Annotated in this window: 14 protein-coding genes; 7 read left to right on the top strand and 7 right to left on the bottom strand. The window is 65.7% G+C overall.

Annotated features, from left to right (window positions below; translation table 11 throughout):
- Nucleotides 1-97: 97 nt before the first annotated feature.
- Genes cysW through Q0071_RS19235 form a run of 3 tightly spaced genes read right to left on the bottom strand, consistent with a single transcriptional unit; the run spans nucleotide 98 to nucleotide 2,757 of the window.
- Nucleotides 98-934, bottom strand: a complete 837-nt coding sequence (gene cysW / locus Q0071_RS19245) for a sulfate ABC transporter permease subunit CysW (RefSeq protein WP_298173527.1) — start codon at nucleotides 932-934, stop codon at nucleotides 98-100.
- A complete protein-coding gene (cysT, locus tag Q0071_RS19240) occupies nucleotides 931-1,773 on the bottom strand; it encodes a sulfate ABC transporter permease subunit CysT (RefSeq protein WP_366886804.1) in 843 nt (280 codons plus the stop codon). Before cysT ends, cysW begins: the two co-directional genes overlap by 4 nt.
- Before the next feature lie 12 nt (nucleotides 1,774-1,785).
- Nucleotides 1,786-2,757, bottom strand: coding sequence for a sulfate ABC transporter substrate-binding protein (locus tag Q0071_RS19235; protein WP_366886806.1), 972 nt, complete (start codon nucleotides 2,755-2,757; stop codon nucleotides 1,786-1,788).
- Nucleotides 2,758-3,297: 540 nt separating this feature from the next.
- Between Q0071_RS19235 and Q0071_RS19230 the strand changes: the two genes are divergently transcribed.
- Both Q0071_RS19230 and Q0071_RS19225 read left to right on the top strand, forming a co-directional pair.
- A complete protein-coding gene (locus Q0071_RS19230; protein WP_298173521.1) occupies nucleotides 3,298-5,526 on the top strand; it encodes an RNA degradosome polyphosphate kinase in 2,229 nt (742 codons plus the stop codon).
- 4 nt (nucleotides 5,527-5,530) lie between these two features.
- Nucleotides 5,531-7,006, top strand: coding sequence for a Ppx/GppA family phosphatase (locus tag Q0071_RS19225; RefSeq protein ID WP_298173519.1), 1,476 nt, complete (start codon nucleotides 5,531-5,533; stop codon nucleotides 7,004-7,006).
- 61 nt (nucleotides 7,007-7,067) lie between these two features.
- Here Q0071_RS19225 and Q0071_RS19220 read toward each other — a convergent pair whose 3' ends face one another.
- Together Q0071_RS19220 and maiA are read right to left on the bottom strand one after the other, a co-directional pair.
- Nucleotides 7,068-8,306, bottom strand: a complete 1,239-nt coding sequence (locus tag Q0071_RS19220; RefSeq protein WP_298173517.1) for a dipeptidase — start codon at nucleotides 8,304-8,306, stop codon at nucleotides 7,068-7,070.
- A 35-nt stretch (nucleotides 8,307-8,341) separates the two neighbouring features.
- A complete protein-coding gene (maiA, locus tag Q0071_RS19215; RefSeq protein ID WP_298173515.1) occupies nucleotides 8,342-8,980 on the bottom strand; it encodes a maleylacetoacetate isomerase in 639 nt (212 codons plus the stop codon).
- 124 nt (nucleotides 8,981-9,104) lie between these two features.
- Here maiA and Q0071_RS19210 point away from each other — a divergent pair, with 124 nt between their 5' ends.
- Entirely contained in the window at nucleotides 9,105-9,419 is a 315-nt protein-coding gene (locus tag Q0071_RS19210) for a PilZ domain-containing protein (protein ID WP_298173513.1), read from the top strand.
- Nucleotides 9,420-9,606: 187 nt separating this feature from the next.
- Nucleotides 9,607-11,247, top strand: a complete 1,641-nt coding sequence (locus tag Q0071_RS19205; RefSeq protein WP_298173511.1) for an NAD(P)/FAD-dependent oxidoreductase — start codon at nucleotides 9,607-9,609, stop codon at nucleotides 11,245-11,247.
- Here Q0071_RS19205 and Q0071_RS19200 read toward each other — a convergent pair.
- Nucleotides 11,223-12,494, bottom strand: a complete 1,272-nt coding sequence (locus Q0071_RS19200; protein ID WP_298173509.1) for an HD-GYP domain-containing protein — start codon at nucleotides 12,492-12,494, stop codon at nucleotides 11,223-11,225. The genes Q0071_RS19205 and Q0071_RS19200 overlap by 25 nt on opposite strands.
- A 148-nt stretch (nucleotides 12,495-12,642) precedes the next feature.
- On the opposite strand from Q0071_RS19200, the gene Q0071_RS19195 reads away from it, so the two are divergent.
- On the top strand, nucleotides 12,643-13,836 hold the full coding sequence (locus Q0071_RS19195) for an acyl-CoA dehydrogenase family protein (protein ID WP_298173507.1): 1,194 nt from the start codon (nucleotides 12,643-12,645) through the stop codon (nucleotides 13,834-13,836).
- A gap of 3 nt (nucleotides 13,837-13,839) precedes the next feature.
- Here Q0071_RS19195 and Q0071_RS19190 read toward each other — a convergent pair whose 3' ends face one another.
- On the bottom strand, nucleotides 13,840-14,769 hold the full coding sequence (locus tag Q0071_RS19190; protein WP_298173505.1) for a LysR family transcriptional regulator: 930 nt from the start codon (nucleotides 14,767-14,769) through the stop codon (nucleotides 13,840-13,842).
- Between the two features lie 129 nt (nucleotides 14,770-14,898).
- On the opposite strand from Q0071_RS19190, the gene Q0071_RS19185 reads away from it, so the two are divergent.
- Nucleotides 14,899-15,597, top strand: coding sequence for a pirin family protein (locus Q0071_RS19185; RefSeq protein ID WP_298173503.1), 699 nt, complete (start codon nucleotides 14,899-14,901; stop codon nucleotides 15,595-15,597).
- Between the two features lie 190 nt (nucleotides 15,598-15,787).
- Nucleotides 15,788-16,186, top strand: coding sequence for a PilZ domain-containing protein (locus tag Q0071_RS19180; RefSeq protein WP_298173501.1), 399 nt, complete (start codon nucleotides 15,788-15,790; stop codon nucleotides 16,184-16,186).
- Nucleotides 16,187-16,222 lie beyond the last annotated feature (36 nt).

Here is a 16,222-nt window from a genome sequence, read left to right as displayed (position 1 = left end):
CCGAGCAGCGCGATGAACTCGCCCGGCGCGACATCGAGATCGATGCCGTGCAGCGCCGGATAGTCGCCGAATTGCTTGGTTATGCCGCGAAGATGGATCAATGCCGTGCTCCTGCATGGAGGCCGAAGCGCCATTCGAGCACCGTCTTGGCGACGAGCGTCACCAGGGCGAGCAGCGCGAGGAGAGAGGCGACCGCGAAGGCGCCGACGAAATCGTACTCGTTGTAGAGAATCTCGACATGGAGCGGCATCGTGTTGGTTTCGCCCCGGATATGGCCCGAGACGACCGAGACCGCGCCAAATTCGCCCATGGCCCGCGCGTTGCACAGCAGCACGCCGTAGAGCAGGCCCCAGCGGATGTTGGGCAAGGTGACGTGCCAGAACGTCTGCCAGCCCGAGGCGCCCAAGGAGATCGCGGCCTCCTCGTCGTCTTTGCCCTGTTCGAGCATGAGCGGGATGAGCTCACGCGCAACGAACGGGAACGTGATGAACACCGTCGCCAGAACGATGCCGGGGACCGCGAAGATGATCTTGAGGTCGTGCTCGGCGAGCCATGCGCCGAAGAGGCCATTTGCGCCGAACAACAGCACGAAGATCAGACCCGAGACGACCGGCGAGACCGAGAACGGCAGGTCGATCAGTGTGATCAGCAGAGCCTTGCCCGGAAACTGGAACTTGGTGATCGCCCAGCTCGCGGCGACGCCGAACACCATGTTAAGCGGAACCGCGATGGCCGCGATGATCAGGGTCAGCCGGATCGCGGCAAGCGCATCGGGCGTGTGGAGCGCATCGAGGAACGGCCCAACACCCTGCTCCAGCGCCTCGCTGAACACCGCAAGCAGCGGCAGCAGCAGGAAGAAGCCAAGGAAGACGAGCGCGACTGTGATGAGCGCAGCGCGCGCCAGCGGGCTTTCGGTGGTGGGTGCCGTGCTCATGCGCCCATCCTCCGCCGGCTGGCGGCCTGAATCAGGTTTATCAGCAGCAGCACCGCGAACGAGGCGAGCATCATCACCACGGCAATCGCGGTGGCGCCGGCATAGGCATATTGCTCAAGCTGGGTAACGATCAGCAGCGGCGCGATCTCGGTGCGGCCAGGCATGTTGCCCGAAATGAAGATCACCGAGCCATACTCCCCAACCCCGCGGGCGAAGGCGAGCGCGAAGCCGGTGAGCAGCGCGGGGCCGATGGCGGGGGAGATCACGTGGCGGAAGGTCTGCCAGCGCGTGGCGCCCAGCGTTGCGGCGGCTTCTTCGACCTCGCGGCCAAGATCGGCGAGCACAGGCTCGACCGAGCGGACGACGAACGGCAGACCAATGAAAACAAGCGCGATCGAAATGCCGACCCAGGTGAAGGCAACCTTGATGCCGAGCGGCTCCAGATACTGGCCGATCCAGCCTTCAGGCGTATAGAGCGCGGTAAGCGCGATGCCGGCGACGGCGGTCGGCAGCGCGAAAGGCAGGTCCACCAGCGCGCTCACCACCTGCTTGCCGGGAAAGCTGTAGCGCACGAGCACCCAGGCAACGACGAGGCCGAACACCGCGTTGACCAGCCCCGCCATCGCCGCCGTGCCGAAGCTCAGCTGATAGGCGGCCATCGCGCGGGGGCTGAAGCCGACGGCGACGAACTCCGCCCAGCCCATGCCGGCGGCCTTGAGGAAGATCGTGGCGAGCGGGATCAGCACGATCAGCGTCAGCCACGCGAGGGTGAAGCCGAAGCTGAGGCCGAAGCCGGGCAGCACGGATGGCTGCCTCCAGCGCTGGATCGATGCGGGCATGGAGCGGCGGGCCTACTTCTTGGCGTAAATGCGGTCGAACACGCCGCCATCGTCGAAGAACGTCTTTTGCGCCTTGGCCCAGCCGCCGAAGTCCTTGTCGATGGTGACCATCGGAATCTCGGGGAACTGCGCCTTGAACTGCTGCGCAATGGCCGGATCGCGTGGGCGGTAGAAGTTGTGCGCAATCGCGGTCTGCGCCTCGGGCGTGTAGAGATAGCGCAGATAGGCCTCGGCGACTTCGCTCGTGCCGTGCTTCTTGGCATTGGCGCTGATCACCGCAACCGGCGGTTCGGCGAGGATCGAGAGCGAGGGCGTCACGATCTCGAACTTGCCCGCGCCAAGCTTCTTCTCAGCGAGGAAGGCCTCGTTTTCCCATGAGATCAGAACATCGCCGATGCCGCGTTCGACGAAGGTCGTGGTCGAGCCGCGCGCACCGCTGTCGAGCACTGGCACGTGCTGGAAGAGCTGCTTCACATAAGCCTCGGCCGCAGCATCAGAGCCGCCAGCCTTGCGGCCATAGGCCCAGGCAGCGAGAAAGTTCCAGCGCGCGCCGCCGCCCGTCTTGGGATTGGCGGTGATCACTTCGACACCGGGCTTCACAAGGTCGCCCCAGTCCTTGATGCCCTTGGGATTGCCCTTGCGCACGAGGAACACGATGGTCGAGGTGTAGGGCGCGCTGTTGTCAGGCAGCGCCTTCTGCCAATCGGCCGGGAGCAGCTTGCCCTTCTCCGAAATGGCGTCGATATCGTAGGCGAGCGCGAGCGTGGCAACATCCGCCTCCAGCCCGTCGATGATCGCGCGGCTCTGCTTGCCCGAGCCGCCATGGCTCATACGGAAAGTGACGTCCTTGCCGGTTTTCTGCTTCCAGAACGCGGCAAAGGCCGGGTTGATCGCCTGATAGAGCTCGCGCGTTGGATCGTAGGAGACGTTGGTCAACTCGATTGCGCCGTTCTTGCTGCCCCCGCCCGAGCAGCCGGCCAGCATGAGGCCGAGGCCCAATGCGCCCGCAAAGACCACGCGGCGGCCAAGAGGGCGGCCAAAGGGAAAGGTCGTGTCGCGAGTGGTCATGCTTCGTACTCCCGTTGGCGTCAGCCCCGGGGTGGCCCCCAGCGCGTCGGGTCGTCACTAAACTCAATAAATAAGATAGACATTAGAGTTCTGCTTGGGGGCGGCAAAGAGAAGCTTTTGGCTGCGCCGGCAGACCCGCTGGCGCGTCCTTGCCCTTCGATTCGCCCCCGAATTCCTGCATCAGGTTATCTCAACTCATAAAGTAGAGAATAGGCACGCGCCCAAGCGAGGCAAAATGTCGATGAAATGAGTAGACATTCATTCCTACAACGCACCCACACCCGCGCGGTTCCTCCGCGGGGCAATGCAAAGGTCCGGCAAAACACCCGCGCGCCCCTTGCCTGTCCCGCCCTGCCTCGTGCTATGCCCTGCGCATGTCATCGCACTGTCGCAATCGGCAACCATGCCGCGCCGCGATCCGCCGCACTGCGGCGGACATCGGGGGGAGCATAGACCATGGATGATCCGCAAACAGCGGTACCCGGCATCGCAGCAGCGACCAGCCCGGTCGTTGGCAGCCCGGTCGTTGCCAGCCCGGTCGTTGAAGGTGCAGCAAATGTCCCTGCCCCGCCGGCCTATCGCTACTTCAACCGCGAGCTGAGCTGGCTCGCGTTCAACCGCCGCGTGCTCGCCGAAGCGCAGAACCCCAATTATCCGGTGCTGGAGCGGCTGCGCTTCCTCTCGATCTCGGGCAGCAATCTCGACGAATTCATGATGGTCCGCGTCGCCGGTCTCGCCGCGCAAGTGCGGCAGGGAATCGACGAGCTTTCGATCGACGGCCTCACGCCGACCCAGCAGCTGCACGCAGCCTATCGCGGGGTCGAGGAACTGGTGCGCGCGCAGCAGGCCATCCTGGCTGATCTGACTGGCCAGCTGGACGCGGCGGGCATCCGCATCGTCGGGAACCGCAAGCTCGACAAGGCACAGTCCGACTGGCTGGCGCACTACTTCGAGGAACATGTTTTCCCGGCCTTGACCCCGCAGGCGATCGATCCGGCGCACCCCTTCCCCTTCATCAACAATCAGGGCACCGGTATCCTCTTCACGCTTTCGCGGCTGGCGGATGGCGAAGCGGTGACCGAGATGATCCTCGTGCCCCCCGCGCTGCCGCGCTTCGTGCGCATGCCGGGCGATCCGGCCTGCTGGATCAGCATCGAGGAGCTGATCCTGCGCGGCGCGGGCAAGCTCTTCCCCGGTTTCCGCATCCAGGGCCACGGCACCTTCCGCGTGCTGCGCGACAGCGACATCGAGGTCGAGGAAGACGCAGAGGATCTCGTCCGCTATTTCCGCACCGCGATCCAGCGGCGGCGGCGCGGCAAGGTGATCCTGCTGCAGGTTCAGGAAAACTTCGATCCCGAAGCCGAAGCCCTGCTGCGCGACAAGCTGCGGCTCGATCATGCCATGGTGATCAAGGCGGGCGGGCTGCTGGCGATGAACGGGCTTTCGGTGATCGTCGATACCGACCGGCCCGAATTGAAGTTCGAGCCTTACATCCCCCGCTATCCCGAGCGCGTACGCGAGCATGACGGCGATTGCTTTGCCGCGATCCGCACCAAGGATCTGGTGATCCATCACCCGTTCGAAAGCTTCGACGTGGTGGTCGATTTCCTCCGGCAGGCGGCCTCCGACCCTGATGTCGTGGCGATCAAGCAGACGCTCTACCGCGCCGGCAAGCAATCGGCCGTGATCGCGGCGCTGATTGCCGCGGCCGAGGCGGGCAAGTCGGTAACGGCGGTCGTCGAACTCAAGGCGCGTTTCGATGAGGAGCAGAATCTCCACTGGGCGAGCCAGCTCGAACGCGCGGGCGTTCAGGTGATCTACGGCTTCGTCGATTGGAAGACCCACGCCAAGGTCTCGATGGTCGTGCGGCGCGAGGGCGATGGCTACCGCACCTACTGCCACTTCGGCACGGGCAACTATCACCCGGTGACGGCGCGCATCTATACCGACCTCAGCTTCTTCACCGCAGACCCCAAGTTCGGGCGCGATGCCGGGCTGCTGTTCAACTTCATCACCGGCTATATCGAGCCCAAGGCGACCGAAATGCTGGCGATTGCGCCCATCGGGGTGCGCCGCAAGCTTTATGAATGCATCGACCGCGAGATCGCGCTGGCCGAAGCCGGCAAGCCCGCATCGATCTGGGCCAAGCTCAATGCGCTGACCGACAGCCAGCTCATCAACCGGCTCTATGCGGCGAGCAGCGCAGGGGTGGAGATCAACCTGATCGTGCGCGGCATCTGCTGCCTGCGGCCCGGCGTGCCGGGGCTTTCGGAGAAGATCAGGGTCAAGTCGGTGATCGGCCGCTTCCTTGAGCACAGCCGCATCTGGGCCTTCGGCAACGGCGCGCTGCTGCCGAACCGGCGGGCGCGGGTGTTCATTTCCTCGGCCGACGGGATGACCCGCAATCTCGACCGCCGGGTCGAAGTGCTGGTGCCGATCAGGAACCCCACGGTGCACGATCAGGTGCTCGATCAGGTCATGCTCGCCAATCTGCTCGATACCGAGCAAAGCTGGATCCTCGATGCGGACGGCACCTACCACCGTGCCGATCCGGGGCCGACGCCGTTCAATGTCCATCGCTATTTCATGACCAACCCCTCGCTCTCCGGGCGCGGCGCGGCGCTGAGCAAGGGCCGCAAGGTGCCCAAGCTGGCGCTCCGGCGCGGCGGAATGCCGCCCCAGTAACGCCATGCCCCGCTTCACCCGCACCTCTGCCTATGTGCCCACCCGGGCGATCATCGACATCGGTTCCAACACCGTGCGTCTCGTCATCTATGGCGGACCGGCGCGCGCGCCCGATGTGCTGCACAACGAGAAAGTGACCGCGCGGCTGGGCAAGGGTGTGGCCGATAACGGCAAGCTGGGCCAACGCGCGATGGGCGCGGCACTGGCAAGTCTGGCGCGCTATCGCACGCTGCTCGATCTGAAGGGCATCACCGAGGTCGATGTGGTGGCGACGGCGGCGGCACGCGATGCGGTGAATGGCGGCCAGTTCCTCGACCAGATCCGCGCGCTCGGCCTTTCACCCCGGCTGCTGAGCGGCGAGGAGGAAGCGATCACCAGCGCGCACGGCGTGATGGGGGCGTTTCCGGGCGCGCATGGCGTGGTGGGCGATCTCGGCGGGGGCAGCCTCGAACTTGTCGATGTCGATGCAGATGGCTGCCGGCACGGCACGTCGCTGCCGCTGGGCACACTGCGCCTGCCAGGTCTGCGCGCCGGAGGCGAGCGCGCATTCGGGCAAAACATCGCCAGGATGCTCAAGCGCGCGGACTGGCGGGCGGCGCCGGGTTCGACGCTCCATCTCGTCGGCGGATCGCTGCGCGCCTTTGCGCGGCATGCCATGACCATGTCCGGCTGGCCGATCGACGATCCGCATGGCTTCGAGATTGCCGCACCGCAAGCACAGGCGCTCGCCAAGGCGCTTGGGAAGCGCAAGCCGGAAACGCTGCTGCCGGTGCCCGGGCTTTCAAGCGCGCGCCTTGCCGCGCTGCCGGACACGGCCGCGCTGCTCTTCGTGCTGATCCGCGCGCTGCAGCCGGGGCGGTTGGTGTTTTCATCCTGGGGCCTGCGCGAAGGTGTGCTGTGGGACCGCATGGCACCGGCTGTGCGGATGCAGGATCCGCTAGTCGCGGGTGCGGCCGCCTTTGCGACCGACTACGGCATCTCCGCGGGTACTGGCGCGATGGTGACCGGCTGGACCGCTGCGGCAAGGCTGCCTGATGCAGCGTCCGGCACGGAGCACCTGCGCCTCACCGCGACGATGCTGTGCCTCGCCACCGCCATGGTCGAGCCGAACCTGCGCGGCGACCTTGCGCGCGAATGGGCGCTGCGCAAGCGCTGGATCGGGGCGTCACCGGCGGACCGGGCGATGCTGGCGGCCGCGATGATCGCCAATACCGGGCGCTCTGACCTGCCGGCAGATCTTGGCCTGCTGGCATCCCCCGAGCAGCTGCGCGAGGCGCAGGCCTGGGGCCTCGCGACGCGGCTGTGTCGGCGTTTCAGCGGCAATACCGCGCAAGGGATCAGCGGCAGCGCACTGCGCGTTGAAGGCAGCGCGCTGGTGCTCGCCGTACAGCCGCAAATTGCGGTGCTGGTGAACGAAGGCGTGGAGCGTGATCTCAAGACGCTCGCCGCGCATCTCGGGCTGAAGGCGCAGGTGCGCTAGCGCACCAGGTTCGCCAGCACCCCTTCGGCAAGCCCAGGGTGAGCGGGGTTTGGTAGTCAACTCACGTTCCGGCAGCCTGCTCCTTCGCCGCCTCAGCCTCGGCGGCTGCCAGAACGCGCAGGACATTGCCCGACCAGATCTTGGCGACATCGGCCTCGCTGTAGCCGGCGGCGAGCAGCGCCTTGGTGATCTTCGGCAGATCGGCGATATCCTCCAGCCCCGTCACGCCGCCGCCGCCGTCCCAATCGAGCCCGATGCCGACATGATCGACACCCGCGACCTGCAAAGCGTGGAGGAGATTGGCCATCACGTCCTCGAAGGTGGCGCGCAGCTCCGCGTACTTCACGTCGATCGCATGGCGCTCGGCGAGCATGGACTGGCGCTCGACGGCAGTGAGCTTGCGGTCTTCGGGGTACTTTTCCTCGAGCGCCTTCATCGCGGCCTCGCGCTCGGCGCTTTGCTTGAGGCCCTTCACATAGACCGAGTTGATCTGGATGACACCGCCGGCCGCGGCGAGCGCCTTGAGATGCGCGTCATCGATGTTGCGCGGGTGATCGAACACCGCCTTGCAGCCCGAATGCGTAAGCACCAGCGGCGTCTTCGAGAGGCGCAGCGCATCATCGAGCGTGCGGTCGGAGCTGTGTGAGAGATCGGGGACGACACCGAGGCGGTTCATTTCGGCAAGCAGCTGGACGCCGAGCGGGCTCAGGCCATCCCACTTGGGCTTGTCGGTCGAGCTATCAGCGAACTGGTTGGTGCGGAAATGCGCAAAGCCCGCAATGCGCACGCCCATGGCGTAGAAGCTGCGCAGAAGCGTGGGATCATCGCCGAGCGGCCAGGCATTCTCGATCGAGAGGTAGACCACGCGCTTGCCGCTCGCCTTGATCGCGGCGGCATCGGCGGCCTTGCTGGCAAGCGCGAAGCTTTCGGAGTGTGCGGCGACCATCTCGCGGATGGCAACGCCGCGCATCAGCGCAAAATCGCGCGCCTTGCGAGTGGATTCCGCGTCGAGCGGCCCTTGCGGGGTATAGATCGCCCAGAACCCGCCATCGAGCCCGCCCTGCTTCATGCGCGGCAGATCGACCTGCGTGTAATCCTGCGCCACCGTGTGCGCATCCATGATCGACCAGCCTGGAAGCGCGAGGGAGGCGGGCGTATCGAGGTGGGTGTCAAGCGTCAGCAGCCGCTGCTGGAGCGCGCCGGCAGGGTCGGCAGCCTTTTTCGGCGCGCTGTTGGCGGGGCCGGCGGCGATGAGTGCCAATGCGGCGGAAGCGGCGAGCAGGAGCGTTCGGGTTTGCATGCCCGCAACCTTCGCGCTGCCGCCGCGAATGTCAATCAGGCGGGATCGGCGTCACCCTGCGCATCGGGCCGCGCGGCGGCAAAGGCGGGATGCGCAAGCGCGGCGGCTTCGATCGCTTCCAGCCGGGGATAGTCGGTCCGCGCGCCGAAGCGGCGGGCATTGGCCATCTGCGGGATCAGGACGACATCGGCCAGCGTGATCGCCGCGCCGAAGCAGAACGGCCCGCTGCGGTCCTCGATCAGGCGCGAGCAGGCCGCAAGTCCGCTTTCCATCACTTCGCGCGCCCAACCATCGACCGCCGCAGACTCAAGCCCGCGCGCGCGCAGCATGCGCAGCACGCGCAAGTTCTGCACCGGGTGGATATCGCAGGCTATGGCCATCGCGAACGCACGGACGCGGGCGCGGTCCAGCGGGTCTGTCGGCAGGACCGGCGGCTGGGGATAGCGTTCCTCGAGGTATTCGATGATCGCAAGGCTCTGCGTGAGCACTGCGCCATCCACTTCGAGCGTCGGCACGAGGCCCTGCGGATTGCGCGCGACATAATCGGGCGCGGTCTGTTCGTTGATGCGCAGATCGTGCGGGGCAGCTTCCCACGCAAGCCCCTTGAACGCGAGCACGGTGCGCACCCGCCATGCGGCAGAAGAGCGCCAGTAGGTGTGGAGGACAAGTTCCATGCCCGCGGCAAATAGCGCGGAATTCCGCCGCTTGTCATCATTTCCATCGGGTTAAAGGAAAAGTAGTCATTGTGGACATATATCGAGAGCGTCCGTCATTCCGGACAGACCACCGGGAGCAAGCATGGCCGCCGAACTGCCCGAGCAACGTCCACAGCAGGAGCGCCAGTCAGAGCGCCGCCCGCTGATGGTGCGCGTGCAGTATCGGCGCTCGATCGTGCGGCTCGCAGCGCAGATCCTTGATCTTTCGTGCCACGGCCTGCGCCTTGCCGGCATGGAGCGGCTGCGTGTGGGCGAAAGCGTGTGGATCACCCTCCCCGGCCTGCCACCGCGCCAGGCCAAGGTTGTCTGGGTCGACCGCTTCGAGGCAGGCTGCGCCTTCATCGAGCCGCTGCACGAGGCTGTGTTTGACGCGATTGTCGCCGGGCACATGCACTGATTTATGATCCGAACCTGCGGTTCGGATGAGGCGGCACCAGCCCGCTCCCCCGCCCGGCCACCCACGAGAGTAACCTGAATGGGTGGCCGGGCGGGGAGCGGGCTGGTGCCGCCTCGAAATCCGCTCTTTCGCGGATTTCGCGAATGGACTGCTTTCAAGCCGCCCCCGCAGTGAGTAGGGGACGGGAATGCTTCGCCTCACCGAACTCAAGCTGCCCCTCGATCACACGACTGCCGATCTCGAAGCCGCGATTGCCGAGCGGCTGGAGATCGAGCCTGCCGCCTTGCTGCGCTACACCGTGGCGAAGCGTGGCAACGATGCACGGCGCAAGTCGGCGATCAAGCTGGTCTATGCGATCGACGCAAGTGTGACCGACGAAGCCGCCGTGCTCGCGCGCCATGCGGGTGACGCGCAAGTCCGCCCTACCCCCGATACCGCCTACCGCTTCCCCGTCATGGCGCCGCAAGGCTGGCATGGGCCGCGCCCGGTCGTCATCGGTGCGGGCCCTTGCGGCCTGCTCGCCGCGCTGATCCTTGCGCAGATGGGGCTGAAGCCGATCATCATCGAGCGCGGCAAGGCGGTACGCGCGCGGACCAAGGACACCTGGGGCCTTTGGCGGCGAAGCGAGCTTACCCCGGAATCGAACGTCCAGTTCGGCGAAGGCGGCGCGGGCACGTTTTCGGACGGCAAGCTCTATAGCCGGATCAAGGACCCGCGCCATCTCGGCCGCAAGGTGCTGACCGAGTTCGTCAAGGCGGGTGCACCACCGGAAATCCTCACCGAAGCGCACCCGCACGTCGGCACCTTCCGGCTTGTCACGATGGTCATGTCGATCCGCGAGACGATCGAGGCGCTGGGCGGCGAATACCGCTTCGAGACGCGGGTCGAGGATTTCGTGATCGGCAAGGACGAGCGCGGCGAACGGCAGCTGGAAGGCCTCGTCCTCTCTACCGGCGAAGTCCTGCCTGCACGGCGCGTGATCATGGCGGTGGGCCATTCCGCACGCGATACCTTTGCCGTGCTGCATAGCGCGGGGGTGCATATCGAAGCCAAGCCCTTTGCAGTGGGCGTGCGCATCGAGCACCCGCAGCGACTGGTAGACGTGGCGCGCTATGGGCCGGGCGCGGGGCATCCGATCCTGGGCCCGGCGGCCTATTCGCTGGCACATCAGGCGAGCAACGGCCGCTCGGTCTACAGCTTCTGCATGTGTCCGGGCGGGCGCGTGGTGGCAGCGGCTTCCGAACCGGGCCGCGTGGTGACCAATGGCATGAGCCAGTATTCCCGCGCCGAGTTCAACGCCAATTCCGGCCTCGTCGTCGATATCAATCCCGAGCGTGACTATCCCGGCGGGCCGCTCGCGGGCGTGGCGTTCCAGCGCAAGTGGGAGGAGCTCGCCTATGTGGCAGGCGGCAGCAACTACAGCGCGCCGGGGCAGAAACTGGGCGATTTCCTTGCCGGGCGCCCTTCGACCAGCTTCGGTTCGATCACCCCGTCGTACCAGCCGGGGGTCACGCCGACCGACCTTGCGCAGTGCCTCCCCGATTTCGCGATTGCCGCGATGCGTGAGGCGCTGCCGGTGTTCGGCCGTCAGATGCCGGGCTACGACCATCCCGACGTGGTGCTGACGGGGGTGGAAACGCGCACCTCGTCACCGGTCAGGATTACGCGCGGGGCTGATCTGCAGAGCCTCAATACCCCCGGCCTCTACCCTGCGGGCGAAGGCGCGGGCTATGCGGGGGGCATTCTTTCAGCAGCGGTGGATGGCATTCGTGTCGCCGAGGCGCTGGCGCTCGAACTTCTGGGTCAGGCGCCTGCCGCCCGCGCATAAGCGCCGAGCAGCGACTCGCGCAGCGCGCCAAGCGGGGGCACATCGAGCCCGCCAAGCTGCGCGATGCCGACGATCCCGTCCGCGCCGTAGCACTGCGAGAGGACGATGGCTTCGCCCTTCACCTTCTTGTCGAGCGGCCTCGACCAGAAGGTGTAGACCGTAGGCAGCGCGCGTTCGGTGGGATCTTCGTCGACCACCATGGCCAGGCGGCCCGAGCGCAGCTCCACGAAAGCGCCGATCGGATAGATGCCGACCATCTCGATAAAATCGACCATGATCACGGGATCGAGGCCCTCGCAATGCTCGCCCATATGGCGGATCGCCTCGGCCGGATCGAGCCCGGGCCGACCATGCTTGCCCGCGACGAGCAGATCGTAGGTATCGCAGATCGCCGCCATGCGCGAAAGCTGGTCGATGTCGTTCCCGGCAAGGCGGTGCGGATAGCCGCTGCCATCGAGCCGCTCATGATGGCGCAGGCAGACCTTGAGCACGGTATCGGGAATTTCACCCGCCGCTTTCAGCAAGGCATGGCCCGCCAGCACATGCTGGCAATGCGCATCAGTTTCGAGATCGGTAGTGCCACCGGCCCAGACATCCTCCGGGTGCGGCGGACCACCGGTTTCCTGATTGGCTCCGATATCCATGAGAAGGCCGGCCATGCCCGCATCGCGTGTCTCTGCGGCAGATAGGTTCATCTGGCGGGCCAGCGCGATCATCAGCGCGCTGGTGGCGAGCGCGTGGCGGTAGGTTTCCTCGCTGTCCTCTCGGCAGCGCAGGAGGCCGTTGAAGGCATAGAGATTGCGCTGCACCGAGGCGTAGATATCGTCGATCAACGGATCGACCGTGCGCGCGCTGATCCCGCGGCCGAGACGCGCTTCGATGAACACGCGGCTGACCAGCTTGGAATGGCGCTCGGCGATCTTGCGCGCGGTGCCGAATTCCTTCGCTGTGGCAACGCGGGCGGCCGCAAACTTGTTGGCCGTTGGGCGCGGCGGCACTAGTGGCATCCCGCGCTGGGGCGGCGGTGCCGCTCCTGCCGTGGCCACCTCGCGCTCGGGCACATTGTTCAGCCCGCGCTCGGTATCGATGATCACGGCTTCGACCGCGCTTCCCTGCAGCGCTTCGAGCATCCACATCTCTTCGAGCAAGAACTTGCTCTTCCAGAAGGGATGCTTGAACCAGCTCCCCTCCAGCTTCTGAATGAACATGCCGAGCCGCAGCTCGGAGGTTTCGACGCGTTTCAGCATGGTCTGATGTTCATGCCACCGGTGTGGCTGAAAGCGGCTGACTGCGCAGCTACGCAGTAACCCTGATTGGTGCGTGCAAAGGGCAATTCCCCCGCCGCGAATTCTTGGCTAGCGTTGGAGAGACAAGCAGAATGACGAGGATGGCCAGATGAGCAGTGCGCATGGCGCGACCCACAATCCCGGAATGGACGCGGAGGTCTTCGCCCAGTTCCTGGAGCAATTGCAGCGCTATGTGCGTGAGCGGCTGATTCCGGCCGAGGCGCAGGTCATCGCGGGCGATGCGATCCCGGACGATCTTCTGGCCGAAATGCGCGAGATGGGCCTGTTCGGCCTGACGATGCCCGAGGAATACGGCGGCGCAGGCATGAACATCAGCCAGTACATCGAGACGATCCACGCGATCAGCTATGCCATGCCGGCGTTCCGCTCGATCATCTCGATCAACATCGGCATGGTCTGTTCGGCGATCAAGAATGCCGGCACGGCAGAGCAGAAGGCCGAATGGTTGCCAAGGCTGGCGGCGGGTGAGATCGCGGCATTCGGGCTGACCGAGCCGGGTTCGGGTTCGGATTCGGCTGGGCTTGCGACCATGGCGGTGCGTTCGGGCAATGGCTATGTGCTCAACGGCACCAAGCGGTACATCACCAATGCGCCCTACGCCAAAGTGGGGCTGATCATGGCGCGCACGAGCAAGGAGAACCTGCCGCGCAACGCGCATGTTTCGGCGTTTCTCGTGCCGCTCGATACGGCGGGTATCACGCGCGGCAAGTCCGACAGAAAGATGGGCCAGCAGGGCAGCCATATCGGCGATATCATTCTGGAAGACGTCTTCGTGCCCGGCGATGCACTGCTCGGCGGCGAGGAAGGCAAGGGTTTCGCCACCGCAATGCAGAGCCTCGACAACGGGCGGCTTTCGGTGGGTGCGGCGGCAACGGCGCAGGCGCGGCGCTTCCTCGATACCGCGATCCGCTATGCCAATGAACGCAAAGCCTTCGGTGAGCCGATCGCGCAGTTCCAGCTGATCCAGGCGATGCTGGCGGACAGCCAGGCCGAAATCTACGCCGCGCAATGCATGATGCGCGACGCAATCGCCAAGGCAGACGCGGGGCAGAAGATCCTGATGGAAGCCGCCGCGTTCAAGATGTTTGCCTCCGAAATGTGCGGGCGCGTGGCAGACCGCTGCGTGCAGATCCACGGCGGCGCGGGCTATCTCGCCGAATATGAGGCAGAACGCTTCTTCCGCGATGCGCGCATCTATCGCATCTACGAAGGCACCACGCAGATCATGCAACTGGTGATCGCCAAGCAGATGCTGAAGGACTTTGCGACAGGCGTCAGCTGAGTCCTAAACGTCCGGCGTGTTGCAGGCCTCGGCATCCGGCACGCCCAGCGCCACGAACTGATCCAGCAGCCAGCGCGCGGCAGGGCCCGGTGGCGTGTCGCGCCGCCAGATCGCGGTGAAGCGATAAGCGCCGCCCGGGTGATCGGGCATCGCGAGGCGGACCAGCGTGCCCGCCGCCAGATCGCCCTCGATCATCGGCAGCGGCATGTTGCCCCAGCCGATCCCTTCGCGCAGCAGCGCGTGCTTGGCGCCCAAATCGGCCAGCCGCCAGGTCTTGGGGCTGACGACGCCAAAATCGCGGCCTGCAGTCGTGCCGGAACGGTCCGACAGCACGAGCTGGATATAGTCTCGCCCCGCGCCGGGGAGGATTTCGGTCATCCGGCCTAGCGGATGGTCGGGCGCGGCCACAGGGACGAGCAGCGTGGCACCCGCAACTTTGCCATCGATTTCTGGAACTTCGGTTGCCAGCGGGCCCGAAACGCCGATAGTGGCGGTTCCGGCCAGGACCATGGCACTGATCGCGCCGAGCGCCTCGACATGGAGCCTGAGCTGCACGGTCGGGAACTCGGCAGCAAACCCGCGCAGCACCGCTGCCAGCCGCTCGGGCGGGACCATGACATCGACCGCAAGATCGACTTCGGCCTCCAACCCGTCGAGCAGGCCCTTGACCTTGGCGCGCAGGCCGTCGACCCCTTGCGCAATGGCGCGGGCTTCCGCCAGCAGCGCGCGGCCGGCCATGGTGAGCTGCGGCTTGCGGGTCCCTTCGCGGTCGAATAGCGAGACACCGAGCTGGGCTTCGAGATTGGCCACGCCGTAGCTGATGACCGAGACCGCACGGCCCAGATTGCGTGCAGCGCCGGCGAAGCTGCCGGTATCGACGATCGTCAGGAAGATACGCAGCTGATCGAGCGTGGGGGTGCCGGGATTGGCCATCGTTCGGCTCCATAGAACAAACCGGTTCAATTTATCCCACTGATCAGGAAAGCGGGCAAGCGCTATATCGGCTCCAACGAAAGCGCCCCTCCCCTTCCCGGCAGGCGGCGCCGGACAGGAGACAAGACCATGATCGAACTGCGCCCCTTCGCCAGCCTTGGCGGTGAGAACCACGGCTGGCTTGATGCCAAGCACCACTTCTCGTTTGCAGGATACCATGATCCGGCGCGGATGCACTGGGGCAACCTGCGTGTGTGGAACGACGATACCATCGCACCCCGCACCGGCTTCCCGCCCCATCCCCATCGCGACATGGAAATCATCACTTACGTGCGCGAAGGCGCGATCACCCATGAGGACAGCCTGGGCAACAAGGGCCGGACCGAAGCGGGCGATGTGCAGGTGATGAGCGCGGGCACCGGCATCCGCCATTCGGAATACAACATGGAGGACGTGACGACCCGCATCTTCCAGATCTGGATCATGCCCACCCGCAGCGGCGAGGCCCCCGGTTGGGGCGCACGGCCCTTCCCCAAGGGTGAACGCGCCGGGCAGTTCGTGACGCTGGCCTCGGGCTATGAAGGCGACGGCGATGCCCTGCCGATCCGCACCGACGCCCGCGTGCTGGGCCTCACCCTGCGGGCCGGCGAAACCGCGAGCTACCCGCTCGGAAGCGACCGCAAGGCCTATCTCGTGCCGGCGACCGGTGCGGTGAAGATCGCGGACGTGACCGTGAATGCCCGCGACGGCGCGGCGATTCGCGACCTTGACGTGCTGACCCTGACCGCGCTCGAAGACAGCGAAATCGTGATGGTCGACGCGGCCTGACGTGCAAGCGGGGAGTTTCGGACCTCATCCGGGCTCCCCGCAAGCTGCATAACCAGAATTATTGCTCAAATCGCATCAATGAAAGACCATCCATAACGGATCGTTTACCGCCTTTGGTCCACTATGACATGACGGCGCAGGATCGGCGCCGAGTGGCTCGTTCAAGGTGATGGTGCGGTAGATGTCCTTCATGGCTCCCATTCCACCGACTGACCAGGTTGTGCGCGAGCAGCGCCAGCCCCGCATCATCCGCGCGCGCCTGGTGCATCGGGATGGCGAAGTGCAGGATATCGTGATCCGCAATGTCTCGGCCAGCGGGCTCGGCGCCAGTGCTCGCGGCCCCGCGCCAGTGCGCGGCGAGCGCGTGCTGGTGGTGCTGCCCGGCGAGCAGGAAGTGAACGGTATCGTCCGCTGGTTCGGCGGCCACACCTTCGGCATGCAGCTCGACGCACCGCTCGATCTCGAAGCGCTGGGCCGTGCGCTCCAGCGGCAGGCGCATGTCGCGCAGGTCTCGGGCGAATGGAAGGTCGAGAACCGCCACCGGGTGATCACCCCGATGACCGACCCTTCGCGCATCCGCCGCGTCTGATCGCCATCACCCAGGCTGAACCTCTACATCAGACTT

It is taken from the genome of Novosphingobium sp. (assembly GCF_027486195.1).
GTDB lineage: Bacteria > Pseudomonadota > Alphaproteobacteria > Sphingomonadales > Sphingomonadaceae > Novosphingobium.
This window is presented reverse-complemented; position numbering and strand designations above follow the sequence as displayed.